This window comes from Mesorhizobium sp. M0715 (genome assembly GCF_040320355.1).
Classification (GTDB): domain Bacteria; phylum Pseudomonadota; class Alphaproteobacteria; order Rhizobiales; family Rhizobiaceae; genus Mesorhizobium.
Map to the genome: position 1 here is coordinate 58,057 of NZ_JAMYPL010000016.1, position 23,383 is coordinate 81,439.

Sequence of the window (23,383 nt, forward strand, 5' to 3'; positions counted from 1 at the left end):
GGTCCTCTGCTTCGGGCTTTAATTGCCAGCTACATAGGGACCAAGCCGGCATGGTCCAGTCGAGCACTCATCGCGGCCGCCGATTGCCTCAGGGCGTAGGCCGCTGGCCGCGTCCCGGCAGTAAAGCCGGTGCCATGCACGGCCGTGTCATCACTTTTTGGTCATTGGCGATAAATCCTGCTGGCGCTGCCACAATCGTGAGGGAAGGTGGCTATCGACGGTATCTTGACCGCGTGCCTACACGTCAAACCCAGAAGGAAGCGATGACCATGACCATGCCTTCCCCGATCCTCGCCAGCGCGCTCGTCCTTGCGGCGGCCGTCGCTTTGGCCCTGTGCTCGATGGTTCTGAACGCAGGCAGACGATCGTTGATCAGGGTCCGCGCTGAGCGGAACCGCAACACGAAAAACCAGGGTTGAGGTGACGCTATGAACGTCCAGGACATCGTCAACACCGTTTCGCAGAAGGCCGGCCTCGACCAGGCGACGACGGAGAAAGTCGTCGGCACCATTTTCTCGGTGCTCGAACACGAGGCGGAAGGCACAAGCGCCTCGGCGTTCTTCGCCAAGATCCCCGGCGCCGACGACCTCGCCCATCAATATGACGTCATGGCCGCCGCTCCGGCCGGCGGTGGCGGTTTTCTGTCGTCGTTGCAGGGCGCGCTTGGCGGCGTTCTCGGCGAGAAGGCCGGCGCGCTGATCAACGGCATCGCCGCGCTCAAAGCATCCGGGCTCGATATGGCGCAAATCCAGAAGGCCGGTGCAACGCTGATCCAGCAGGCCGAAGCCGCCGCCGGCCCCGACCTGACCAACAAGGTGCTCGGCTCGGTGCCCAGCCTGAAGGGTCATCTAGGGATTGGCTGATCGACAACGGGTCGATCGGAAGATTTGCCGCCCCTCATCGCCCAGTCGGGCACTTCTCCCCGTCACTATACGGGGAAAGACACCGGCACAGATGAGGGGCGGCGCGACCTCTGAAAGATCGCGTTACCCTGTCGCCTACTTCGGCAGCGCGTAGGCCATAACATAATCCCCGGGCTTGGTGCCGACCGAACCGTGGCCGCCGGCGACGATGACCACGAACTGGCGGCCGTCGGCGACCGTATAGGTCATCGGCGTCGATTGCCCGCCGGCCGGCAGCCTGGCCTGCCACAGCTGCTTGCCCGATGTCAGGTCATAGGCGCGCAGATAGTCGTCGACCGCGGCCCCCAGGAAGGCGACGCCGCCAGCCGTGATCATCGGCCCGCCGATGCCCGGCACCCCGACTTTCAGCGGCAGCGGCAGCGGCGTCATATCGTAGACGGTGCCGTTGCGGTGCTTGTAGGCGATCTTGCCGGTCCTGAGATCGGCGCCGGCGACATAGCCCCAGGGCGGCGCCTGGCAAGGAATGCCGAGCGGCGACAGGAACGGTCCCATCACCACCGCATAGGGCGCGCCCTCGTTGCGGTTCAGCCCCTGCTCGCTGCCGCGCCCTTCGTCCGGCGGCGGCACCTGATCGCGCGGGATCAACTGCGATTTGAACGCCAGGTAGGTCGGCATGCCGAACAGCACCTGCCGGACCGGATCGACGGCGACGCCGCCCCAGTTGAAGGTGCCGAAGTTGCCGGGGTAGATCAGCGACCCCTGGACGGAAGGCGGCGTATAGCGACCCTCATAGCGCAGGCCCTGGAATTCGATCCGGCAGGCCAACTGGTCGAACATGGTTAGGCCCCACATGTCGGCGCCGGTGAGCAGCTTCGGCATGAAGGTGAGATCGGAGACCGGCTGCGTCGGCGATGTGTGGTCGCCTTCGATCGCGCCGCCCGGCGCCGGCACTTCGTTGACCGCAATGACCGGCTCGCCGGTGCGGCGGTCGAGCACATAGAGGTCGCCCTGCTTGGTCGGTCCGACCAGCGCCGGCACCACCGTGCCGTCGGGTTTGGTGATGTCGATCAGGCTCGGCTGTGCCGGTACGTCCATGTCCCAGAGATCGTGGTGCACGGTCTGCCGCACCCATCGCACCTGACCGGTGTTGAGGTCGAGCGCGGTGATCGACGACGAGAACTTCTCGACATTGGCACTGCGCCCGGCGCCGAGCTGGTCCGGCGTCTGGTTGCCGAGCGGCACGTAGAGCAGGCCGAGCTTCTCGTCGGCGCTCGGCGTCGACCACATGTTGGGCGAGTTGGCGGTATAGGTCTGGCCGGCCGGCAGCGGCGTCGTCTGGTCCGGATTGCCGGAATCCCAGTTCCACACCAGCGCGCCGGTGGCAGCGTCGTAGGCGCGGATGACACCGGACGGCTCCTGCGTCGAATAATTGTCGTTGACCGCGCCGCCGACAATGATCTTGCCGCCTGATATCAGCGGGGCCGAGGTCGAGTAGTAATAGCCCGACTTCGGATAGGGCATGTTGGTCAGAAGGTTCAGCGTGCCGCCCTCGGCGAAAGCCGGGCAGACCTGCCCGTTGGCGGCGTCGAGCGCGATCAGCCGCGCGTCCGAGGTCGGCAGGTAGACGCGGGTCGCACAGGGCTGCCCGGCGGCGCCGGCGGCATCGGCATAATAGGCCACGCCGCGGCAGGTCTGGTGCTGGCGGTCCTTGTCGAGCTTGACCTTGGGATCGAAGCGCCATTTCTCCTTGCCGCTCGCGGCATCGATGGCGATGGCGAAATTGTGCGGCGTGCAGATGTAGAGCGTGTCGCCGATCTTCAGCGGCGTCACCTGATAGGTGGTCTCGCCGACATCGTCCGGACCCTTCACGTCGCCGGTCTGGTAGGTCCACGCCGGCTGCAGCTTGGCGACATTGTCAGGCGTGATCTGGTCGAGCGGCGAATAGCGCTGGCCGAACTGCGTGCGGCCGTAATAGTGCCACTCGCCGGCCGGCACATCATTGCCGAGATTGGCGTTGGCGACCACCTTGTCGGTGCCGAGTTCACCGGCAATGTCCTTCGGGTCCGATGTCATCGAATAACCGGCGACGGCCAGCGAGGCCAGCACGGCAAGGATCAGCGGTGCGCGCCCGTCAGGGCCGGCAAGACCCCGCCTCGCCCACGGCGTCAGCAGCCACAAGGCGAGAAGCACGATGATGCCGCCGCGCGGCCCGAGTTCCCACCAATCGAAGCCGGTTTCCCAGACCGCCCAGGCCAGCGTGCCGAGCACGATCACCGCGTAGAGCCACAGTGCGGTGGACCTGCGCCGGTAGAGCAGCCAGGCGGCGATCAGGAAGGCAAGGCCGGCAATGACATAGTACCAGCTGCCGCCCAGCATCGCCAGGCGGATGCCGCCGCCGCCGAGTGCCAGGCCGATGAGGAAAAGAATGAGGGAGGTGATGGTGACAGCCAAGATGATACTCCTTCGACTGTTGCGCTTCGCGGCGCGGCCATGGCAACCCGGCATTGCGTCGCTGCCCGAAGCACAACTTTCTCCTGACGGTCCCGCCTGTCAAGCACGGGCCTCAAGCGCAAGCCGCAATGGTCCATCGCAATTGGGATAACATCGACCGCAGTGGGAGCGCGGGGCAGCAATCGGGCACTTTAGCGGAACAAAACGTAGACAGTTCTGGTCTTTCCCCACCGAATCACTACATTCGGGGCGATGTCCGGCTTTTCCGAAGACATGCCCTTTTTCGACGAACCCAATGCGCGGCCCACGGCCCCGTCGGGCATCGCCGCGCGCGCCATGGCTGCCCGCAGCGGCCATAACAACGCGCGCGACTATCTGAAGGGGCTGAACCCCGAGCAGCGGCTGGCGGTGGAAACCACCGAAGGCCCGGTTCTGGTGCTAGCCGGCGCCGGCACCGGCAAGACCCGCGTGCTCACCACCCGCATCGCCCACATCCTCGCCACCGGCAAGGCGTTCCCGTCGCAGATCCTCGCGGTAACCTTCACCAACAAGGCCGCGCGCGAGATGAAGATCCGCATCGGCGTGCTGATCGGCGAAGGCGATGTCGAGGGTATGCCATGGCTCGGCACCTTCCACTCGATTGGCGTGAAGCTGCTTCGCCGCCATGCCGAACTCGCCGGTTTGCGCTCCGACTTCACCATCCTCGACACCGACGACGTCGTACGGCTGATCAAGCAGCTGATCCAGGCCGAAGGTCTGGACGACAAGCGCTGGCCGGCCAAGCAGTTCGCCCAGATGATCGACGGCTGGAAGAACAAGGGGCAAGGTCCCGCCGACATCGCCGAGGGCGACGCCCGCGCCTTCGCCAACGGCAAGGGTCGCGAACTCTACAAGGCCTATCAGGAGCGGCTGAAGACGCTGAACGCCTGCGATTTCGGCGACCTTCTGTGCCACCCGATCCGCATCTTCCGCGCCAATCCGGACGTGCTGAAGGAGTACCACAAGCGCTTCAAATACATCCTCGTCGACGAGTACCAGGACACCAACACCGCCCAGTACATGTGGCTGCGGCTCCTGGCGCAGCGGCCCGGTGCCGGGCGCGCGTCGACATCGACGGACCTGCGATCGGCCGAAGGCCGCAAGCCCGACCGGGCGTCGGCCGGCCAGGCCGCCCCCGCGGAGGCCAGCGAGCGAAGCGAGCGCGCGGCCGCGAGCGAAAACAAAGTCAACATCTGCTGCGTCGGCGACGACGACCAATCCATCTATGGCTGGCGCGGCGCCGAGATCGACAACATCCTGCGCTTCGACAAGGATTTCCCCGGCGCCACCATCATTCGGCTGGAGCGCAATTACCGCTCCACCGCGCATATCCTTGGCGCGGCCTCCCACCTCATCGCCCACAATGAGGGCCGCTTCGGCAAGACGCTGTTCACGGACCGCAACGATCCCGAAGACGGCAAGGTGCATGTCCACGCCGCCTGGGATTCCGAGGAGGAAGCGCGCGCCGTGGGCGAGACCATCGAGACCTACCAGCGGCAAAAGCACAATCTCAACGACATGGCGATCCTGGTCCGCGCCTCGTTCCAGATGCGCGAGTTCGAGGATCGTTTCGTCACACTCGGCCTCAACTACCGCGTCATCGGCGGCCCGCGTTTCTACGAGCGCATGGAGATCCGCGATGCGCTGGCCTTCTTCCGCGTGGTGGCGCAAGGCGCCGACGACCTCGCTTTCGAGCGCATCGTCAATGTGCCCAAGCGCGGCCTTGGTGAAGCCACCATCCGCCAGATCCACGACACGGCGCGCGCGCTGCGCATCCCGATGCTGGAAGCCGCCGCCAAGCTCGCCGAAAGCGACGAGTTGAAGCCGAAGCCCCGCGCCGCCTTGCGCGAAGTCGCGGCCAATTTCGAACGCTGGCAGAAGGCGCTGGAAACCACGCCGCACACCGAACTCGCCGAGACCATTCTCGAAGAGAGCGGCTACACCGACATGTGGAAGAACGACCGCTCGGTCGAAGCGCCTGGCCGGCTGGAGAATCTGAAGGAACTGATCCGCTCGATGGAGGAGTATGAGTCGCTGCGCTCCTTCCTCGAGCACGTCGCACTCGTCATGGACGCCGAGCAGAACGCCGGGCTCGACGCCGTCTCGATCATGACGCTGCATTCGGCCAAGGGCCTCGAATTCGAGACCGTCTTCCTGCCCGGCTGGGAAGAAGGCCTGTTCCCGCATCAGCGCGCGCTGGACGAAGGCGGCCGCTCCGGACTGGAGGAAGAGCGCCGGCTCGCCTATGTCGGCCTGACCCGCGCCAAGAAGAACCTGCATCTGTGGTTCGTCTCCAACCGCCGCATCCACGGCCTGTGGCAGTCGACCATCCCGTCGCGCTTTCTCGACGAACTGCCGGAAGCCCATGTCGAGGTCGCCGAAAGCGGCAACAGCTACGGCGGCTACGGCAATTCCTACGGCGGCGGTTCTTTTGCCTCCGGCCGTGGCGGCCAGGGGGCAGGACGGCAGAACCCCTATGGCGCCTCGCGCTTCGACAATGTCGGCGCCGACACCGAAAAATCCGGCGCCTTCTCCAACACCTATGCGACGCCGGGCTGGCAGCGCGCCCAGGCCAACCGCACCGAGGCGACCGACCGCAACTGGGGCTCGCGCTCCGGCCACCAGGTCGAGCGCATCGGCTATGGCGAAACCGACTCCGGCTACGGCGCCGGCCGCACCTCGGTCAAAGGCCGCACCATCGACGGCGAACTGGTCGCCAAATCCGTCTCCGACACGCCATCCGCCTTCAACGTCGGCGACCGCGTCTTCCACCAGAAATTCGGCAACGGCAACATTTCCGCGATCGAAGGCAACAAGCTGACCATCGACTTCGACAAGGCCGGCCAGAAGCGCGTGCTGGACGGGTTCGTCGCGGCGGTGTGAGCGCCCGCTTGCCCTACAAGCGACCATTCTCTGGCGGAAGCCCCACCTTCGTCATCCACGGGCGGAGCAGGAGCGAAGCGACGTCGCGGAGACCCGAGGATCCATGCCGCGACCTTCGCCCAGAAATGCAGCGGAGCAGAATTCCACAACCGCAGCGGTACTTTTAAGTCGCGGCATGGATCCTCGGGTCTGCGCCGCGTCGCTACGCTCCTTGCTTCGCCCGTGGATGACGAAATGATGGGCGTCCGCGCAAGGCATGCGGTTCGCCAACGAAACAGCCCTCACCGATACCTTGCCTGGTTCCACTTATGCCCGAGCAGCGACAGGATGATGATCAGGCCGTTGAAGAACTGGACGTAGAAACCGCTGAGGCCCGCCGCGACGACGCCGGTCTGGATGAACGACACGGTGACGGCGCCGATGGCGCCGCCGACCACGGTGCCGATGCCGCCCCAGGTCGGCGTGCCGCCGACGAACACCGAGGCCAGCACCGGCAAGAGATAGCCATCGCCGGCGGTCGGCCACCAGGTGAAGTTGATCATCACCGAGAAGGTGCCGGCGAGCGCCGCACCGATGCCGACGAAGACGAACACTTTCACCCGCACGCGCTTGACGTCGATGCCCATTTGCTGGGCGCTGTCGGGATTGTCGCCCACCACCCTCACCTGCGCGCCGAAGCGATGCCTGTTATAGAGCATCGCCGACAGTACGACGAAGCCGATGGCCCAGAAGATCTGCACCGGAATGCCCAGGAGCTGGCTTGAGAAGATCGTGTAGGCCCAGCTGTCGCTGAGGCTGGTCAGCGCCATCGACTTGCCTTCGTTGATGATCTGGATCAGGCCGCGCAGCAGGAAATTCATGCCGAGCGTGGCGATCAGCGATGACAGTCCGCCATAGACGACCAGCGAGCCTACCAGGAAGCCGAGCAGCATGCCGGTGACGAGCGCCGCGGCGATGCCGAGAAACGGATCGTAGCCGGCCTGCACGACCAGCGCGAAGACCCATGAGGCAAAACCCATCGTTGCCGGAAACGACAGGTCGATCTCACCGCAGGTGACGACGAACACCAGCGGCACCACCACGAACAGCGCCACCGGCAGCGTCGTCAGCACCGAGCGGTAGAGATACCAGGTGGTGAAGACGGTCGGGTTGGCGATCAGGAACACCGTCATCATGACGATGAACACGGCGAGCGTGCCGAGCGCGGCACGGTTGTCGAGGATGAAGCCGCGCATCCAGTGATCGGATGGGTGTTTCCACTCTTTCTGGGCACTGGGGCGGGGAATGCCGGCGGACGGCTCGTGCAGATCGGGCTCCATGGTCTTGCTCATCGTGCTCTCTGCTCCGCGTCGCCGGCATCGTGCAGCCCGGCCAATCCGCCGGGATGCGCGACCTCTTCCATGAAGTTGATGAGATCTTCGGCCGACTTGACCTCGCTGCGGTCGGTCGTCAGTGCGACCTTGCCGCGGTCGAGCACGACGAAGCGGTCGGCGATGTCGAAGACATGATGGATGTTGTGGCCGATGAACAGGATCGAGCGGCCGCTCGCCCGCACCTGGCGCACGAAATGGAACACCTTGGCGGTTTCGGTCAGCGACAACGCCGTCGTCGGCTCGTCGAGGACGATCAACTCCGCCTGCTTGTAGATGGCGCGGGCGATCGCCACGCCCTGGCGCTCGCCACCCGAAAGCTGGCCGACGATCGACTGCGGCGTGAACACTTTCGAGGTGAAGCCGATCTCGCGCATCAGCCGGCTTGCCTCCTCGATCTCCTTGTTGACCCTGAGAAAGCCCAGGAATCCGGTCAGCTCGCGGCCCATGAAGATGTTGCGAACGATGGTCTGCTGCACGGCCAGCGCCCGGTCCTGGAACACCGTCTCGATGCCGGCCTCGCGGGAACGCGCGGCGCTCCACCCGGTCACCGGCTTGCCGCGCACGAGGATTTCGCCACTGGTCGGCTTGACCACGCCGGAGAGGATCTTGATCAGCGTCGACTTGCCGGCGCCATTGTCGCCGAGCAGGCCGACGACCTCGCCGCGGTCGACGCTGAGATTGACCCCGCCCAGTGCATAGACCTGGCCATAGGATTTGCTGATGTCGCGCAGTTCGATGAGGCGTTCTGCCATCGGATCCTCGCTTTGATTGTCGCTTGCCGGCTTCGTCGCCAGCGGTCCCACCGGCCGGGGCCTGAGATCCCGGCCGGCGGCTTGGGAGGTCAGCGCAGCGCCTGCTTGGCGAGCTCGGCGACGATCTCGTAATTTTCGGGCGTGACGAAGCCGGCGCCGGTGTCGACATTCATCGGCGCCAGCCCCAGCACCACCTGCTGGCAGAGGCTGAGGATCGGCAGATAGCCCTGCAGGAACGGTTGCTGGTCGGCGGTCAATTGCACCCAGCCGCCCTTGAAGCCCTCGACGATCTGCGGACTGGTGTCAAAGCCGAAATTGAAGATCTCGCCCGCCTTGCGTCCCGCCGCCTGCATGTAGGTCGAGACATTGCCGAGCATCTGCCCGCCGGGATAGCCGACCGCCTTGACGTCGGGATTGTTGAGCAGCGCCGCGGTGATCACCGGAATGGCCAGATTGGGATCGGACGCCCATTCGCCGCTCGGCGGTGAGGACAGCTGGATGACCTCGACGCCGGCCTCCTTGAGCGCCGCCACCGTGCCGCGCTCGCGCGCGCCGCGACTTTCGTTTTCGAACGGACCGATCATGATCGCCTTGTCGCCGGCCTTCAGCTTGCCGAGCTTGAACGCCTCGGCGCCGAGCGCGCGGCCCTGCTGTTCCTGCTGGGCGCCGACATAGCCGCCGCCAAATGCCGCCATCACCTTCGGCACCGGCACGTTCTGATACATCATCTTGATGTCGTCCTTGTGCGCCTGTTCGGCGAGCGGCATGATCGACGCGTCGCCCGGATGGCCCATCATGGCGATGCCGTTGGGCTTGACCGCGACGGCCTCGCGCAGTTGCTGCACCATCTTTTCGATGTCCCACTGGGAGAAGATGTAGTCGACCTTCGGCCCGAGATCGGTCTCTGCCTGCTTGGCGCCATTATAGACGATGGTGCCGAAAGCGTCGCCCTCGGCGCCGCCGACGAAGAAGCGGATGTGGACATCCTTGCACCATTTGGCGTCGAGCGCCTGCGCGGGCAAGGTGGAGATCGCAGCGGCAAGCACCGTGGCGGCGGCCACGACGGTCGAGCGCAGAACTGTCCTTCTCATCGTCATGCTCATGCACTTATCCTCCCTTTTTGTCCTCGCAAGCGAGGGGTTTCGACATTCGCTTCGGCAATGCGCGCTACAGACATCCCGGCCGGCTCCTCCCGCCGGCCGATCCTCACATCGGGTTCGGCAGGTAGCTGGCCCCTCCCCGGCATTGCTTGAGATATTCCAGCGCCCGCACCTGGCCGGTGATCTCGAGGTCGCCGCGATAGACCGGGTCGTGCCAGCCTTCGATATCGATGGCCCCCTTGTAGCCGGCCAGTCGCAATTCGCTGATCACCCGGGTCCAGTCGCTGTCGCCGAAACCAGGCGTGCGCATCTGCACGAAGGGCAGCCGGCCGAACACGCCATGCTCGCGGATCACGTCCCAACGCACCGTCGCGTCCTTGCCGTGCACATGGAAGATGCGCGGCGCCCATTTGCGGATCTGCGGCATCGGATCGATCAGATAGACGAGCTGGTGGCAGGGCTCCCATTCGAGGCCCAGATTGTCGTCCGGCACTTCGTTGAACATCATCTCCCAGGCGTCCGGATTGTGGGCGATATTCCAGTCGCCGGCGGCCCAGTTGCCGTCCATGGCGCAGTTCTCGAAGGCGATGCGGACGCCCTTGTCGGCGGCGCGCTTGGCCAGCGGTCCCCAGACCTCCTTGAAGCGCGGCAGGCTGTCCGGCAGAGGTTTGCCGCGCAGGCGGCCGGTGAAGCCGCTGACCATCGAGGTGCCGAACAGATGCGCGTTGTCGATCACCGTCTCCCAGGCCTTGAGCACGCCGCGGTCGACCTCGCCGTCTTCCAGCGGATTGCCGAACACGCCGAGCGAGGACACGGTGACGTCGGCATCGCCGATCGCCTCGCGGATCTGGCCGGCGAGAAGCGGCAGGTCCTTGCCGCCAAGCGTCTGCCAGAAGAAGGGTTGGATGCTCTCGAAGCCGAGCGGCAGGATCTGTTTGACGTAAGCCGCCGGGTCGTCGAGATTGGCCCGCACCATGGTGCCGATCCGGATGTCGAGAAGCGGGTTCGGCGTCATTGTGCGTCCTCTGCGATTGTCACGCGGCGGCCGGTCTCGGCGCTTTCGATGGCGCCGAAAACCATGGCCAGGCTCTTGATGTTGTCGGCGCCGCGCGTTTCCGGCTCGGTGCCGGTCTCGATGGCGTCCACGAAATCCTGGAGAATGCCGAGATGGCCGCCGACGCGATCGGACGCATCGAGCGGCGGCACCGCGATCGGCTGGGTTTTGTCGAACATTCCGTCGCGGCCCGGCATCACTGCTTCTGCCCTCAGGTCGTCATGACCGTCCCAGATGAGGCTGCCGCGCTCGGCGACGATGCGCCATGTACTTTCCCAACTGGTGCGGAAGCCGGCGGCGCACCAGCTGCCGGCATAGGTGAAGACCTTGCCGCGGCCGAGATCGAAGACGGCGTTGGCCGACGATCCCTGCCGGTACCAGGAATTGGCCGGCTCCCATTCCTGGCAATAGACATTGGCCGGCTCGCCGGCGACCATGTAGCGGGCGGCGTCGAAGGTGTGGATCGCCATGTCGAGCAGCAGCACATGCGCCATCTCCTCGCGAAAGCCGCCGAAATGCGGCGCGACGAAGAAGTCGGCGTGGATGCTGGTCGGCGTACCAATGGCGCCGGAATCCAGGAACCTGCGGATGCGCCTGACATTGGCGACATAGCGGCGGTTCTGCACGACCGCATGGATGCGCCCGGCGCGGCGAGCGGCCTCGACGATGGCGCGCGCATTTTCCCGACTGTCGGCGAGCGGCTTTTCCGTCAGCAGATGGCAATTGTGAGCAAAGGCGGACAGCGCAATGTCGCGCCGTGCGGCGGGGACCACGACATCGAATACCGCTTGCGGTTTGGTCTCGTCGAGCACGGCGTCGAGATTGCTGCCGATGAAGGCATTGGTGAGATCGTATTCGCGCGCCCTCGCCCGTGCCCTGTCGGCATCGAGATCCACGAGGCCGACAAGGGTGAGCCCGTGGATCTGCCTGATGGCATCGAGCCAGGCCTTGCTCATCGCTCCGCAGCCGACCAGGACGACATCGATCATCCAGCGCTCCTCCTCCGCTCGGTCCCTCCAGACCGATCGTCACGGCATCTACGGCAGGACCGTAAACGTTTTTCCGTAAACGTTTACGAGAACACACCCGGAGGCGTAGAATGTCAATTGGCCCTTGGCGAAATTCGTCTTACCGCCTTGGCCTGAGCGGCTACCGGTGCTAGCCAAGCAAGGGGGAGAACAGTCTCTTGGCGTCCAGCATTCACGACCTTGCCCGTCACTTGAACATATCGATCGGCACGGTGTCGCGAGCGCTGAACGGCCGCGCCGATGTAAATGCCGACACACGCAAGCGCGTGCTCGAGGCGGCCAGGACGCTCAACTATTCGCCGAACCAGTCCGGCCGCAGCCTGAGGCAAGGCGCCACCCATTCGATCGCCTTCATGCTGCAGCCGCATCCCGGTGACCAGCAATATGGCGAGCCGTTCTTCATTCCATTCCTGATCGGGCTGCAGGCCAGGCTTGCCGAAAGCGGGCTCGACCTGACCGTGGTCATGGGGGCGCCGGGCGACTACCAGCAGGAGCGCCTGCGCCGTGTCGTCGAAACGCGCCGCGCCGACGCGGTGCTGCTGGCCTGGACGCGGCGCGAGGACGAGCGCATCGACTATCTCACGCAAGCCGGCTTTCCCTTCGCCACGCTCGGCCGCAGTCGCTCCGGGGCCAAGTCCTATCCTTCCCTCGACCTCGATTTCGAGAAGGCCGGCGCCGACGCCGTCGACCGCCTGGTGGCGCGCGGCCACCGCCGCATCGCCGCCGTCCGTCCGTCGCTCGACCTCAACTTCGGCTATTTGTTCCTGGCCGGCTACCGCAAGGCCCTGAAGCGGCACGGCATCGAGATCGACCCCGAGCTGATCGCCTCCGGCTTCATCAACGAGGCCGGCGGCTACGAGGTGACGCCTCAGGTGATGCGCTCCAAGGCCCCGCCGACCGCCATCATCTTCAACAATGATGCAATGGCGCTGGGCGGCTGCAAGGCGCTGGCCGAGATGGGCATCCGGCCGGGCCACGACATCGCGGTGACCGTCATCGTCGACACGCCGCTCTGCCGCTATTTTTCCCCGGCGCTGACCGCCTTCCGCCCGGCGCTGGAGCCAATGGGACAACGCCTCGCGGAAATGCTGCTGGCCTCGATCCCGGCCTTCGCCGGCCCCGAGGGTCCACGGATCATCCGCGAGGTCTGGCCGCTGGAGCTGGTCGCGCGCGACAGCGATTGATGGTGGCAGCAGGACCGCCGATGTCGTCCTCCCCTCAAACAGCACACCGGTGCCGCAGTGCACCGGCCGCAACCTTGAATGCGCGGGAGGCGCTGTAGGCTCCGGATCGCGCCACAACCAGGGCGATCAGCGAGAGCCGGCCTTAAGACACCGGCGCCGCTCCGCCCTCTGCCGTGCGCCGCGCGATAAACTCATCCAGCACGCCGGCGGTGGCGGCAGCCGTTGCCGGCGGCGCGAAATCGGAAAGCACCCGTCTCCAGACACCGGTGGCGCGCTCGCTCGCCGTCTTCGAGCCGCTCTGCGTCCAGTTGCCGAAATTCGACCAGTCGGCCACCAGCGGTTCGTAGAAGGCGGTGCGGTAGCGCGCCATGGTGTGGCCGGCCGAGAAGAAGTGGCCGCCCGGCTGCACCTCGGCGATCGCCTCGAAGCCGATCGTATCGGTGTCGCCGGGCGTCGCGGCACAAAGTTCAGCCACCGTCTGCAGCGCCTCGATGTCGGTGATCAGCTTCTCGAAGGAGACACTGAGGCCGCCCTCCAGCCAGCCGGCGGCATGGATGCACATCGTCGCCCCAGCCAGCACCGAACCCCACAGCGCGAACTGCGTTTCGTGCGCGGCCTGCGCATCCGAGATGTTTGCGGCACTGCCGCCGCCGGACCGCCACGGCAGCCCGGTGAAGCGCGCCAGCTGACCGGCGCCCAGCGTCGCCTTGACATGCTCGGGCGTACCGAAGGCTGGCGCGCCGGATTTCATGTCGACATTGGAGGAGAACGAGCCATAGACGACCGGCGCACCCGGCCGCACGATCTGCGCCAGCGTCAGCCCGGCCAGCGCTTCGGCGTGCTGCAGCGTCAACGCGCCGGCCACCGTGATCGGCGCCATGGCGCCTGCCAGGCAGAACGGCGTGATGACGGAGATTTGGCCCGCGCGGGCGAAATCGATGATGCCTTGCGCCATCGGGATGTCGAGCTGGCGCGGCGAGTTGGTGTTGATGACGGTGTAGCAATATGCATTTGCCAGAAACTCGTCCTGCGACAGGCCGCGCGCCAGCCGCAGCATCTCGAACCCGTCCTCGACCTGCGGCGTACCGCGCGCGAAGACGAATGGAAACTTGTCCGACAGCGTCAGCTGCGCGCGGTTGACGGCATAGTGCCGAAAGCGGTTGTCGACATCCTGCGGTTCGATGCAGGGCCCCAGCATATGCAGCACGTCGAAATGCTGCACCAGCCGCATGAGATCCTCGAAATCCGCCAGTGTTCCCGGCCGCCGGCCGCGCTCGAGATCGGTGACGTTCGGTGCTCCGCTCCCGGCCAGGAAGGTCATCGAGCCGAGCTCCAGCATCAGATCGCGGGCGCGCGAACCGGCATGAGCGTGGATCGATCTCGGCGCCGAGGCGAGTGCCGCCGTCACCATGTCGCGCCCGATGCGCACCATGTCGGTGTCCGGATCGACCAGGGCGCCGGCATTGGCGAAAAGCTCACGCGCCTGCGGCAGCAGCACCTTGATGCCGAGCTCTTCCAGCACGCGCAACGCCGTGTCATGGATGGCGACGACCTGATCATCCGAGAAGATCGGCTGCGGCAGGAACGGATTCTTCAGCGAATGATAATTGGGCCGGCGGCTGCTTTCGCTGCCTGCCTCGCCCGTGCGTCCACGCCGGCGCTCGCGCCTGCTGTCCCGTGCCGCGTCATCGACCATGGTGTATTCTCCTCATTGCCGCATCGCCTTGCCCTCGGGGTCGTAGGGCGAGGCCGCGATGACGCGTGCCGGCCGCTCGACGCCCACAATGTGCACCGAAAGCGCCGTCCCCTCCTCGGCAAAATCGTCGTCCACCAACGCCAGTGCGACGCTCTTGCCGATCGTGTAACCAAATCCGCCCGAGGTGACGAAACCGACGCGCCGACTGTCATGCCAGACTGGCTCGAAACCGCTGGCATCGGCATCAATAGCGTCGATCTCCAGCGTCACGATCCGCTGCGAGGCACCGGCGTCGCGCTCCTTCAACGCCGCTTCGCGGCCGATGAAGTCGCTCTTGCCGAAAGCGATGAACCGGTCGAGACCGGTCTGGCCCGGCGTGTAGCCTTGCGTGAATTCGCGCGACCAGATGCCAAAGCTCTTCTCCAGCCGCAGCGCATTGAGCGCATAGTAGCCGATTTCGGCAAGGCCCAGATCCTCGCCAGCGCCCAGCAGCGTGTCGCGCAGAGTGGCATGCATGGTCACGGGGCAACTGATTTCGAAGCCGAGTTCGCCTGATATCGACAGCCGCGCAACACGTGCCTGCACCATGCCGATATCAAATGCGCCGCAGGCCATGAACGGCAGCGCTGCGCCGGAAACATCCTGATGCGTCGTTCGCTCCAGTATTTTGCGCGCGTTCGGCCCCGTCAGCAGAAAGCCGCTCATCGTGTCGGAGAGGTCGTCGACGGTGACGCCTTCAGCCGCATGGCTCTCGAACCAGCGCATGTGGAATTCCCGGAGATAGTAGGAGCCCATCAGCCAATAGCTGCCGCCGCCCCAGTTGAAGACGGTGAGGTCGCCCTTCAGCCGTCCGTCATGACCGAGCATCGGCGCCAGGCCGGCCCGCCCCGGCTTCGGCAGCCTGCAGGCGAGCAGCCGGTCGAGCCAGGCTTCCGCACTTGGCCCCGCCACCGCATAGCGCGAATAGGCCGAGATATCGACGAGACCGGCGGCGCGCCGCACCTGCAGCGCCTCGTCGCCGACGATGTCGAAGGCGTTGGAGCGCCGCAGCGTCGTGTTCTCGGCAAATCCCATCGGCGCGAAATAGGCCGGGATTTCCAGCCCCCACGACGCTGTCCATTCGCATCCCGCGGCCGTCATGCCGTCATAGGCGCCGGGGCGTTTCAGCGGCCGGCCGGCGGGCAGCCGCTCATTGGGAAAGGTCATGACGAAGCGGCGCGAATAGAACTGGCGTGTCGTCTGCTTGAGATATTCCCGGTTGGCGGCGAAGGCGCCGTAGCGGGCAATGTCCATGCCAAAGATGTCGGCCTGCGGTTCGCCGAAAATCATCCATTCGGCCAGCGACTTGCCGACGCCGCCGCCCTGGCTGAAACCGGCCATGACGCCGCAGGCGACCCAGTAATTCTTCAGCCCGCGCACCGGCCCGACAATCGGATTGCCGTCCGGCGTGAAGGTGAAGGCGCCGTTGACCCATTTGCGGATGCCGGCCGTCGCCAAGCAAGGGAAGCGCTCATGCGCCTTGGCGAGTTCCGGGCTGATGCGATCGATGTCTTCCGGGATCAGTTCGATGCCGTAGTCCCATGGCGCGCCATCCATGTTCCAGTGCTTCGGGTTCTGCTCGTAAACGCCCAGCAGCACGCCCTTGCGCTCCTGCCGGAGATACGAAAAGCCGTCGAGATCGACGGCGATGCCGATTTCCTTGTCCAGCGCCGCGATCTCGGGAATGTCCTCAGTGATGAAATAATGGTGCTCCATCGGCGTCACCGGCAGGTCGACGCCGGCCATGCGACCGAGCTGCTTTGCCCACAGCCCGCCGGCATTGACGACATGCTCGGCGATGATGGTGCCCTGCTCCGTGACGACATCCCAGCGACCGTCGGCGCGCGGCTTCAACTCGACCACCCGGTTGCGCAGTATGATGTCGGCGCCGCGCTTTTTTGCAGCGCCGGCATAGGCGTGCGTCGTACCGTACGGGTCGAGATGGCCTTCGTTGGAATCATGCAGACCGCCAAGCACGCCGGAGACGTCGACGATCGGGCAGATCGCCTTGATCTCGTCGGGCGTGACGAGGCGCGCGGTCTCGATGCCAACCGACTGGAACACCGCCCAAGCCGATTTCAGCCACTCCCAGCGCGCGGGATCGCTGGCGATGTTGACGCCGCCCGTCATGTGCAGGCCGATATCCCAGCCGGATTCGGCCTCGATCTCCCGGTAGAGATTGATGGTGTAGTCCTGCAGCGCCGCCACGTTGGGATCCGCGTTGAGCGCATGGAAGCCTGCCGCCGCGTGCCACGTCGAACCGGCCGTCAGTTCGGCGCGCTCGATCAGCGCCACATCGCTCCAGCCGAACCGCGTCAAATGGTAGAGCACCGAGGCTCCCACCACGCCACCTCCGATGACGACTGCGCGGTAGTGCGACTTCAAGGCTTCCCCTCCACGGTTGGTCCGAAGGCCGGACTATATACGCACTAGACATAAGTGTCCAGGACCAGCGCGCGCGGCTTTTTTTGCCGGTCTGAGACTGACGGAATGATCTTCCGCCAGGCGCACGTTTCTATCGGCACGTGAAGAAGACCGCCGGCATGCACTGCGCGCTGTCACGCAAGCATCATGTTCGCGCCGTAGACCGCGTTTCGGGGAGGCCTGCGCGGCATCATCGATGTCGCGCCTCTTTCAGTTTTTTCGTCCCGCGGCACATCCGGCACAAAGAGGATTATCCATGAAACACCTGTATCGAACCGCGTCGCTCGGCGTCGCGCTGGCCTTGTTCACCGCCTTGACGCCGGCCCTCGCCGACAGCACCGCGACCGTCGGCGGCACGAGCTTTGTCAACAAAGGGCTGGTCGGCGTCGGTCGCATCCCGGCCGCTCAGCGCGACAAGTTCGGCGAGACGTTTGGTTCGGGCTCCGGCATGTCGATCGACACATCAGGCTGGACGCATGAGGCCGCTGGCTACAAAGGTTCGCTCTGGCTGCTGCCGGATCGCGGCTACAATGTCGTCGGTACCACCGACTACCGGCCGCGCCTCAACACCATCGGCATCGAGTTTACCCCGGTGGCACCAGATGCGGCACCTGCTGCCGGCCAGCGGCAGACCGGCGTCAAGGCAACGCTCGCCGACACCATGCTTCTTACCGACGACAAGGGGGCTGATGCCACAGGCCTCGATCCGCTCAACGGCGTGCGCGCGGCAAGCGGCGACATGCCGATCCTGCCGCAAGCCGACAATGGCAAGCTGGCGCTCGACAACGAGGCGATCGTGCGGCTGCCCGATGGTTCGATGTTCATCTCCGACGAATACGGCCCGAACATCTATCGGTTTTCCGCCGACGGGCATCTGCTGTCGGCAACCCAGCCACCGGCCGCCCTCGTGCCGATGCGCCACGGCACGCCGAACTTCGCCTCGGACAATCCGGGACCCGGTGCCGCCGAGCCCGATCCGAAGGATCCCGAAACCGGCCGCCAGAACAATCAAGGCCTCGAAGGCATGGCAATGACGCCCGACGGCAAGTTCCTGATCGCCGTGCTGCAGTCGGCGACAAGGCAGGACGGCGGCGATTCTCCCGCGACGCGCCAGAACACGCGTGCGCTGGTCTATGACGCGTCCGACCCCGCCCACCTCAAGCTGGCGCATGAGTATGTCGTGCCGCTGCCGGTGTTCAAGGATGCCAAGGGCAAGACCAAGGTCGCCGCGCAGAGCGAGATCGTGGCGCTCTCCGACAAGACCTTCCTGATGCTGGCGCGCGACAGCGGCAACGGCCAGGGGCTGAAGGGCGACACCTCGCTTGTGCGCCAGATCTTCGTCGTCGACGTCTCGGCCGCGACCGACATCGCCGGCGGCGCCTTCGACGCCGCTGACAAGCCGGTCGCCCCCAAGGGCGTCGTCGACCCATCGGTGACACCGGCCAAGCTGACGCCATTCATCGACATCAACGACAGTGCCGAGCTCGGCCGCTTCGGCCTGCACAATGGCGCGCCCAACGACCAGGATAACCTGTCCGAGAAGTGGGAGGCGATGTCAGTGGTCAGCGTGCTCGATGCGAAGCTGCCCGACGACTACTTCCTGTTCGTCGCCAACGACAACGACTTCCTTGCCCAGGACGGTTTCCAGGTTGGCGCGCCCTACAAGGCGGAAGACGGCGCCAATGTCGACACCATGTTCCTGGTCTATCAGGTCACGCTGCCGGGTCTGGCCAAGAAGTAACGACCACTGCACGGACGGGCGCGCTTGGCGCGTCCGCTGGGGGCAGCGGCTGGGCATGAACGGGGCAGCGGCTTTCAACTGTGCGGCGCGTTCGCAAGGGTGCATCTCGGTCCCGCCTGCGATATCATCGTGGACTGGATCCAAATCACCATCTGCCGAGCTGCCCGCCATGGACGAAAAAATGCCCGCGCGCCGGCGCACCGGCGACCTGACCAGCGGCCCGATCCCGCGCACGCTTCTGCTGTTCGCCTTGCCGGTGCTCGGCTCCAACGTGCTGCAGTCGCTCAACGGATCGATCAACGCCGTCTGGGTCGGCCGTTTCCTCGGCGAATCGGCGCTGACCGCCACCTCCAACGCCAACCTCGTCCTGTTCCTGATCCTCGGCACTGTGTTCGGCATCGGCATGGCGGCCACCATTCTGGTGGCCCAGTCGGTCGGTGCCCGCGACCTGCCCGAGGCGCGCCGCATCGTCGGCACCAGCGCGACGTTCTTCTTCCTCGTCTCGGTTATCTTCGCGGTCTGCGGCTGGATCTGGGTCGACGCCATTCTCAACACGCTCGGCACACCGGCCGATGCCTTGCCGCTGGCGCGCTCCTATCTGCGCATCATCTTCGTCGCCGTGCCGATGATGAACCTTCTGTCCTTCGTCATGACCGTGCTGCGCGGTGCCGGCGATTCACGCACGCCCTTCTTCTTCATGGCGCTGGCCGTCGTCCTCGACATCGTGCTCAACCCATTGCTCATCCGCGGCATCGGGCCGTTTCCCGAGCTCGGTATCGCAGGCTCCGCCACGTCGACGCTGATCGGCCAGACGGTAAGCGTGATCGCCATCCTGATCGTGCTCTATGTGCGCAAGCATCCGCTGCGGCTGGCCGGCGCCAACCTCGCTCTGCTGCGGCCCGATCCCACCTTGCTTCGCATCGTCGTCTTCAAGGGCGTGCCGATGGGTCTGCAGATGATTGTCATCTCCGCGGCTGCATTGACAGTGATGGGCATGGTCAACTCCAACGGCTCGCAGGTCGCGGCCGCTTACGGCATCGCCGCCCAACTGTGGACCTACATCCAGATGCCGGCGCTCGCCATCGGCGCTGCGGTGTCCTCGATGGCGGCACAAAATGTCGGCGCCGGGCGCTGGGACCGGATCGGCCGCATCGCCGCCTCCGGCGTCGGCTTCAACCTGGTCCTGACCGGCGCGCTGGTTGCCGTGCTGTCGGTTTTCGACCGTTCGGTGCTGAGCCTGTTCCTGAGCAGCGACAGCGCGGCGATCGACATCGCCGTCCACATCAACAATGTCGCCTCGTGGTCGTTCATCCTGTTCGGCATAACCATCGTGCTGTTTGCCACCGTACGAGCCACGGGTGCCGTGATGCCGCCGCTGATCATCCTGGTCATTTCGGTGCTGGTCGTGCGCACCGGCTTCGCCTATTTCATGCGTGGCGTGATCGGCGAGGAAGCGCTGTGGTGGAGTTTCCCGGTGGGTTCGATCAGCTCGCTTGTACTGGCGGCGGCCTACTACCGTTTCGGCCGCTGGCGCACCACGCACATGATCGAGAACAGGCCGGCCGCCGGCGAGCCGCCGGACACCGGTCTTGGCGTGCCGCGCGGACGCGCGCATCTTTCGCCTGAAACACCGAACGGCTGAAGCCAACCCGGTTCCGCTGGACAGCTCCAGGGCTCAACGCCCGTGTTGTTTCAGCTCAAAAGCCAGTGCCACCAACGCAAACGCCACGATCACGCCGGCGAATGCCAGGCTGGCAGTGATAGGACTGGCATAGGTCGAAACGATGCCGATGCCGATGACGGGCAAGGCGTTGCCGGCAAAGCAGCAGATGAAGAAGCTGGACACCACTTCGGCGCGACGAGCCTTTGGCGCGATCTCGTTCACCACTTGCAGCCCGCCACGGTAACCAAGTGCCGCCGCAACGCCGCAACAGGCCGTCGCAGCAACCATCAGTGCCATCGAGGGCAGTATCTGCGCCGCCACCACCAACGAGACGCTTGGGATCATCAATGCCAGCGCAGCCAGCATCGCTTTGTTGCTCCTCATGTGCATCAGAACGACAATGCTGATCGCGGTGACGATCGCCAGTTCGAAGAACAGCGCGCCGGCGACGGCGTGGTTGGTCACATGCAGCTGCTGCGCCAGGATGCTCGGCGCCAACGCGGCGTAGAACCCGACCAGCGCCATCGCGCCGAAGCCGGTCACCGCCGGCGCGACGAAGCGCGCACGGATTTCCTCCGGGACGGAAAGTTGCGGCCGCAAGGAAAGCCGCCGCAGGCCGCCCGGCTTCGCCACCGTTTCGCGAGTGCGCCAGACCAGGACCGTTACCACCAAAAGTGCTGCCAGATAGACGATGAAGATCAGCCGCAACGGCCATGGCTCATATTCAGCCAGAAGTCCCGAAATCAGTGCGCCGAAGCCGAGGCCGAGGAAATTGGTGCTGGTGGCGATCACACTGGCGCGCGACTTGTCCGCGCCGGGAAGAAGCTCGGCAATCCACGCAGTTCCGGTCCCCGCGCCGACGCCGATGCCAAGCCCGCTCAGGATGCGGGCGACGTCGAGCGAGACGACGTTTCCGGCAAACAGGAAGACAAGCGCACTGACGATGGCGACAAGCATCGCCGCCAGGCTCGCGGGCCGGCGCCCGACGACATCGGACACCCCGCCGAACATCACCAATGCCGCCAGATTGCCGACGACATACACGGCGTAGATCAGCGTCAGGGTGATTTGTGAAAAGCCGAATTGCTGCTTGTACACGATATAGAGCGGCGTCAGCACCGTGCTGCCGGCAAACAGCACCGCAATCATCGCGGCGACGGTGGGGATTGCAAGAGCGTCGCCACCTGCTCCTTCGTGCGTATGCGCAAAATTGCGAATGGCCATGGCCAACCTCGTCACCAATTTCGGGGATCGAGGATTTAACGCGGTTTCATCCACGACGTTCCAGCCGACAGGGAGGCTCCTGACAGCACCGTGGACATTGCTTGAGCGGGATATCCGCCGGCTGAACAGGCTCTGATCGGGGCCAGCGGCTCCGATCCGTCATCTATCGCTCAACCGGTCGGCCTCACCTGCAGGGGAAGCCGGGCGCGATCTTGCACTTGCCGGGGCGCGGCTTGTGCGGCGGGCGATGGTGCGGAGGACGGTGCGGCCTGTGCTGCCAGTGCGGCCGATGCGGCGGGCGCACGATGATGATCGGCGGGCGAACGATTTGGGAGCGTTCGAGATAACCGGCGCTGGCCCAGCCGCTCACGCCGCCGCCGTGGATTCTACACCAGCCCGGCTGGCAGCCGGTGACATTGACCCTGAAGCCGGCGGGCAGCGTTCCCACTCTGGCGTATCCCGCTCCCGGCCCGCTACGGACGTTGAGGTTGGTCGAGGTGTGGGCGCTGTAGGCGAAGGCCGCGGCCGACGTCCCGAAGACCGCGGCCAGGATGGTCGCGACCACAAGCAGAAAACGAAATCTCATCAGTCCCCTCCATTCGAATCCCAGCCGTACATCTGCTTCGGCCAAGACTGCCCTGCAAGAGGAGCGGCCAAGCCAAGAAAAGTCAACGTTGGGCGGCCGTAATCGTCCTGACCAGCGGGACTGATGCCGGATTTTCCTTGGACATGGTTGAGGAATTCCCCGGTTGCCATTTATTGGCTCCCCAACATCCGCTAGCGTTTACTCTCTCTTTCGACAATTCATCGCGGGCAAAGGTGGGATCCATGGGCAAAGGCAGGGTCGAGGCATTCACCGATGGTGTCGTGGCCATCATCATCACCATCATGGTGCTTGAGTTGAAAGTGCCGCACGGCGAGGACTTCTCCGCCCTGGTGCCGTTGTGGCCGATCTTCTTCTGCTACGTGCTGTCCTTCATCAATGTCGGCATCTACTGGAACAACCTGCACAACATGTTCCACGCCGTGCAGCGGGTCGACGGGCGCGTGCTGTGGGCCAACCTCAATCTGCTGTTCTGGCTGTCGCTGATGCCGGTGACCACAGCCTTCATGGGCGAGAACCACTTTGCGCCGGTGCCGGTCGCGGTCTATGGCACCGACCTCGCGCTATGCGCCATCGCCTACACCATACTCGCCGCCGCGCTGCATCGCCTGCACGGCAATGATACCGCCTTTGCCAAGGCGCTGGGTACTGACCGCAAGGGGAAGCTCTCGCTGGCTGTCTACATCGCAGCCGTCGTGCTGACCTTCGTCAGCCAGTGGATCGGCGTCGCGCTCTATGTGCTGGTCGCGATGATTTGGCTCGTGCCGGATACGCGCTTTGCGCGGGTGATTGAAAAGTAGCTGTCTTCACGCATTTTCAAGGCAAAGCGCTGCACGTCTTTCCCAGAGTTGCGCTACTTGCGCATCGCTTTCAGTTTTTCCGCCACCGATGCGGCGAGGTCTGCATAGCGCTCCTCCAGCCGTTCCGCGGCCTTGATGATCGAGAAATCATGGCCGAACTTTTCCAGCGCCATGCGCAGCTTCTCGACGAACTCGGCTTGTTTCTCCAGGGCGGAAAAGAGCGTCTTCACCTGCGTTTCGCTGATGTCGGGATTGGCCAGCATCTGCGGCACCTCGCGGCCCATCTGGTCGCCAATGGCGGTCTGTTCCTTCAGGATTGCAACCCAGTCCGTCAATCAGGAAATCTCCGTTTGTCCCCAGGGCTAAAGTTTGTTTTGTCCCCAGGGCAAAATCTCTTTTGCGGAGGCAAAGGGCAACATGCGCAGCCTCGACCGCACTGGTCAACCCGACAAGGCGAGCAGAGGC

At 65.0% G+C, this 23,383-nt stretch carries 17 protein-coding genes; 6 read left to right on the forward strand and 11 right to left on the reverse strand.

All coding sequences use genetic code 11. The features are described from left to right. Positions 1-428 precede the first annotated feature (428 nt). Positions 429-863, forward strand: coding sequence for a hypothetical protein (locus NKI21_RS19390; RefSeq protein ID WP_013530999.1), 435 nt, complete (start codon positions 429-431; stop codon positions 861-863). 135 nt (positions 864-998) lie between these two features. Here NKI21_RS19390 and NKI21_RS19395 read toward each other — a convergent pair whose 3' ends face one another. Continuing rightward, positions 999-3,314, reverse strand: coding sequence for a glucose/quinate/shikimate family membrane-bound PQQ-dependent dehydrogenase (locus NKI21_RS19395; protein ID WP_352866817.1), 2,316 nt, complete (start codon positions 3,312-3,314; stop codon positions 999-1,001). Between the two features lie 252 nt (positions 3,315-3,566). Here NKI21_RS19395 and NKI21_RS19400 point away from each other — a divergent pair, with 252 nt between their 5' ends. Then, the gene (locus tag NKI21_RS19400) at positions 3,567-6,236 is read left to right on the forward strand and encodes an ATP-dependent helicase (RefSeq protein ID WP_352866820.1); all 2,670 of its coding nucleotides are present in this window, start codon (positions 3,567-3,569) and stop codon (positions 6,234-6,236) included. Positions 6,237-6,517: 281 nt separating this feature from the next. Here NKI21_RS19400 and NKI21_RS19405 read toward each other — a convergent pair whose 3' ends face one another. From NKI21_RS19405 to NKI21_RS19425, 5 genes are all read right to left on the reverse strand, one after another. Then, complete coding sequence (locus tag NKI21_RS19405; protein ID WP_128303519.1) at positions 6,518-7,567, reverse strand: ABC transporter permease; 1,050 nt, start codon at positions 7,565-7,567, stop codon at positions 6,518-6,520. Then, positions 7,564-8,361, reverse strand: coding sequence for an ATP-binding cassette domain-containing protein (locus NKI21_RS19410; protein WP_023813110.1), 798 nt, complete (start codon positions 8,359-8,361; stop codon positions 7,564-7,566). The genes NKI21_RS19405 and NKI21_RS19410 overlap by 4 nt, the downstream gene beginning before the upstream one ends. Positions 8,362-8,450: 89 nt before the next feature. Continuing rightward, entirely contained in the window at positions 8,451-9,464 is a 1,014-nt protein-coding gene (locus tag NKI21_RS19415) for a substrate-binding domain-containing protein (protein ID WP_352674441.1), read from the reverse strand. A gap of 103 nt (positions 9,465-9,567) precedes the next feature. After that, complete coding sequence (locus tag NKI21_RS19420) at positions 9,568-10,476, reverse strand: sugar phosphate isomerase/epimerase family protein (protein WP_128303517.1); 909 nt, start codon at positions 10,474-10,476, stop codon at positions 9,568-9,570. Next, positions 10,473-11,504 carry a Gfo/Idh/MocA family protein gene (locus NKI21_RS19425; protein WP_352866827.1) on the reverse strand — a complete coding sequence of 344 codons (1,032 nt, stop codon included), beginning with the start codon at positions 11,502-11,504 and terminating at the stop codon, positions 10,473-10,475. Before NKI21_RS19425 ends, NKI21_RS19420 begins: the two co-directional genes overlap by 4 nt. 197 nt (positions 11,505-11,701) lie before the next feature. On the opposite strand from NKI21_RS19425, the gene NKI21_RS19430 reads away from it, so the two are divergent. Further along, complete coding sequence (locus NKI21_RS19430) at positions 11,702-12,727, forward strand: LacI family DNA-binding transcriptional regulator (protein WP_352442255.1); 1,026 nt, start codon at positions 11,702-11,704, stop codon at positions 12,725-12,727. A gap of 142 nt (positions 12,728-12,869) precedes the next feature. On the opposite strand, the gene NKI21_RS19435 is transcribed toward NKI21_RS19430, so the two are convergent. Next, a complete protein-coding gene (locus NKI21_RS19435) occupies positions 12,870-14,423 on the reverse strand; it encodes a trimethylamine methyltransferase family protein (protein ID WP_352442254.1) in 1,554 nt (517 codons plus the stop codon). Between the two features lie 12 nt (positions 14,424-14,435). After that, positions 14,436-16,847, reverse strand: a complete 2,412-nt coding sequence (locus NKI21_RS19440; protein WP_352442253.1) for a GcvT family protein — start codon at positions 16,845-16,847, stop codon at positions 14,436-14,438. Positions 16,848-17,142: 295 nt separating this feature from the next. On the opposite strand from NKI21_RS19440, the gene NKI21_RS19445 reads away from it, so the two are divergent. Then, the gene (locus NKI21_RS19445; RefSeq protein ID WP_352442252.1) at positions 17,143-18,627 is read left to right on the forward strand and encodes an esterase-like activity of phytase family protein; all 1,485 of its coding nucleotides are present in this window, start codon (positions 17,143-17,145) and stop codon (positions 18,625-18,627) included. Positions 18,628-18,796: 169 nt separating this feature from the next. Further along, the gene (locus NKI21_RS19450; RefSeq protein ID WP_352442251.1) at positions 18,797-20,269 is read left to right on the forward strand and encodes an MATE family efflux transporter; all 1,473 of its coding nucleotides are present in this window, start codon (positions 18,797-18,799) and stop codon (positions 20,267-20,269) included. Between the two features lie 33 nt (positions 20,270-20,302). Here NKI21_RS19450 and NKI21_RS19455 read toward each other — a convergent pair whose 3' ends face one another. Together NKI21_RS19455 and NKI21_RS19460 are read right to left on the reverse strand one after the other, a co-directional pair. Then, complete coding sequence (locus NKI21_RS19455) at positions 20,303-21,514, reverse strand: MFS transporter (RefSeq protein ID WP_352866837.1); 1,212 nt, start codon at positions 21,512-21,514, stop codon at positions 20,303-20,305. A 184-nt stretch (positions 21,515-21,698) separates the two neighbouring features. Continuing rightward, complete coding sequence (locus NKI21_RS19460) at positions 21,699-22,100, reverse strand: SH3 domain-containing protein (RefSeq protein ID WP_023813119.1); 402 nt, start codon at positions 22,098-22,100, stop codon at positions 21,699-21,701. 242 nt (positions 22,101-22,342) lie between these two features. Between NKI21_RS19460 and NKI21_RS19465 the strand changes: the two genes are divergently transcribed. Then, complete coding sequence (locus NKI21_RS19465; RefSeq protein ID WP_127293041.1) at positions 22,343-22,918, forward strand: TMEM175 family protein; 576 nt, start codon at positions 22,343-22,345, stop codon at positions 22,916-22,918. Positions 22,919-22,971: 53 nt separating this feature from the next. Here NKI21_RS19465 and NKI21_RS19470 read toward each other — a convergent pair whose 3' ends face one another. Next, positions 22,972-23,253, reverse strand: a complete 282-nt coding sequence (locus NKI21_RS19470) for a hypothetical protein (protein WP_023813121.1) — start codon at positions 23,251-23,253, stop codon at positions 22,972-22,974. Positions 23,254-23,383: the final 130 nt, after the last annotated feature.

Bases quoted from the DNA above. Each gene is read 5' to 3' on its own strand.
- NKI21_RS19445 (WP_352442252.1), top strand. From the start codon at position 17,143: ATGAAACACCTGTATCGAACCGCGTCGCTCGGCGTCGCGCTGGCCTTG.
- NKI21_RS19455 (WP_352866837.1), bottom strand. From the start codon at position 21,514: ATGGCCATTCGCAATTTTGCGCATACGCACGAAGGAGCAGGTGGCGAC.
- NKI21_RS19410 (WP_023813110.1), bottom strand. From the start codon at position 8,361: ATGGCAGAACGCCTCATCGAACTGCGCGACATCAGCAAATCCTATGGC.
- NKI21_RS19420 (WP_128303517.1), bottom strand. From the start codon at position 10,476: ATGACGCCGAACCCGCTTCTCGACATCCGGATCGGCACCATGGTGCGG.
- NKI21_RS19415 (WP_352674441.1), bottom strand. From the start codon at position 9,464: ATGAGCATGACGATGAGAAGGACAGTTCTGCGCTCGACCGTCGTGGCC.
- NKI21_RS19450 (WP_352442251.1), top strand. From the start codon at position 18,797: ATGGACGAAAAAATGCCCGCGCGCCGGCGCACCGGCGACCTGACCAGC.
- NKI21_RS19390 (WP_013530999.1), top strand. From the start codon at position 429: ATGAACGTCCAGGACATCGTCAACACCGTTTCGCAGAAGGCCGGCCTC.
- NKI21_RS19435 (WP_352442254.1), bottom strand. From the start codon at position 14,423: ATGGTCGATGACGCGGCACGGGACAGCAGGCGCGAGCGCCGGCGTGGA.
- NKI21_RS19400 (WP_352866820.1), top strand. From the start codon at position 3,567: ATGTCCGGCTTTTCCGAAGACATGCCCTTTTTCGACGAACCCAATGCG.
- NKI21_RS19465 (WP_127293041.1), top strand. From the start codon at position 22,343: ATGGGCAAAGGCAGGGTCGAGGCATTCACCGATGGTGTCGTGGCCATC.
- NKI21_RS19460 (WP_023813119.1), bottom strand. From the start codon at position 22,100: ATGAGATTTCGTTTTCTGCTTGTGGTCGCGACCATCCTGGCCGCGGTC.
- NKI21_RS19425 (WP_352866827.1), bottom strand. From the start codon at position 11,504: ATGATCGATGTCGTCCTGGTCGGCTGCGGAGCGATGAGCAAGGCCTGG.
- NKI21_RS19405 (WP_128303519.1), bottom strand. From the start codon at position 7,567: ATGAGCAAGACCATGGAGCCCGATCTGCACGAGCCGTCCGCCGGCATT.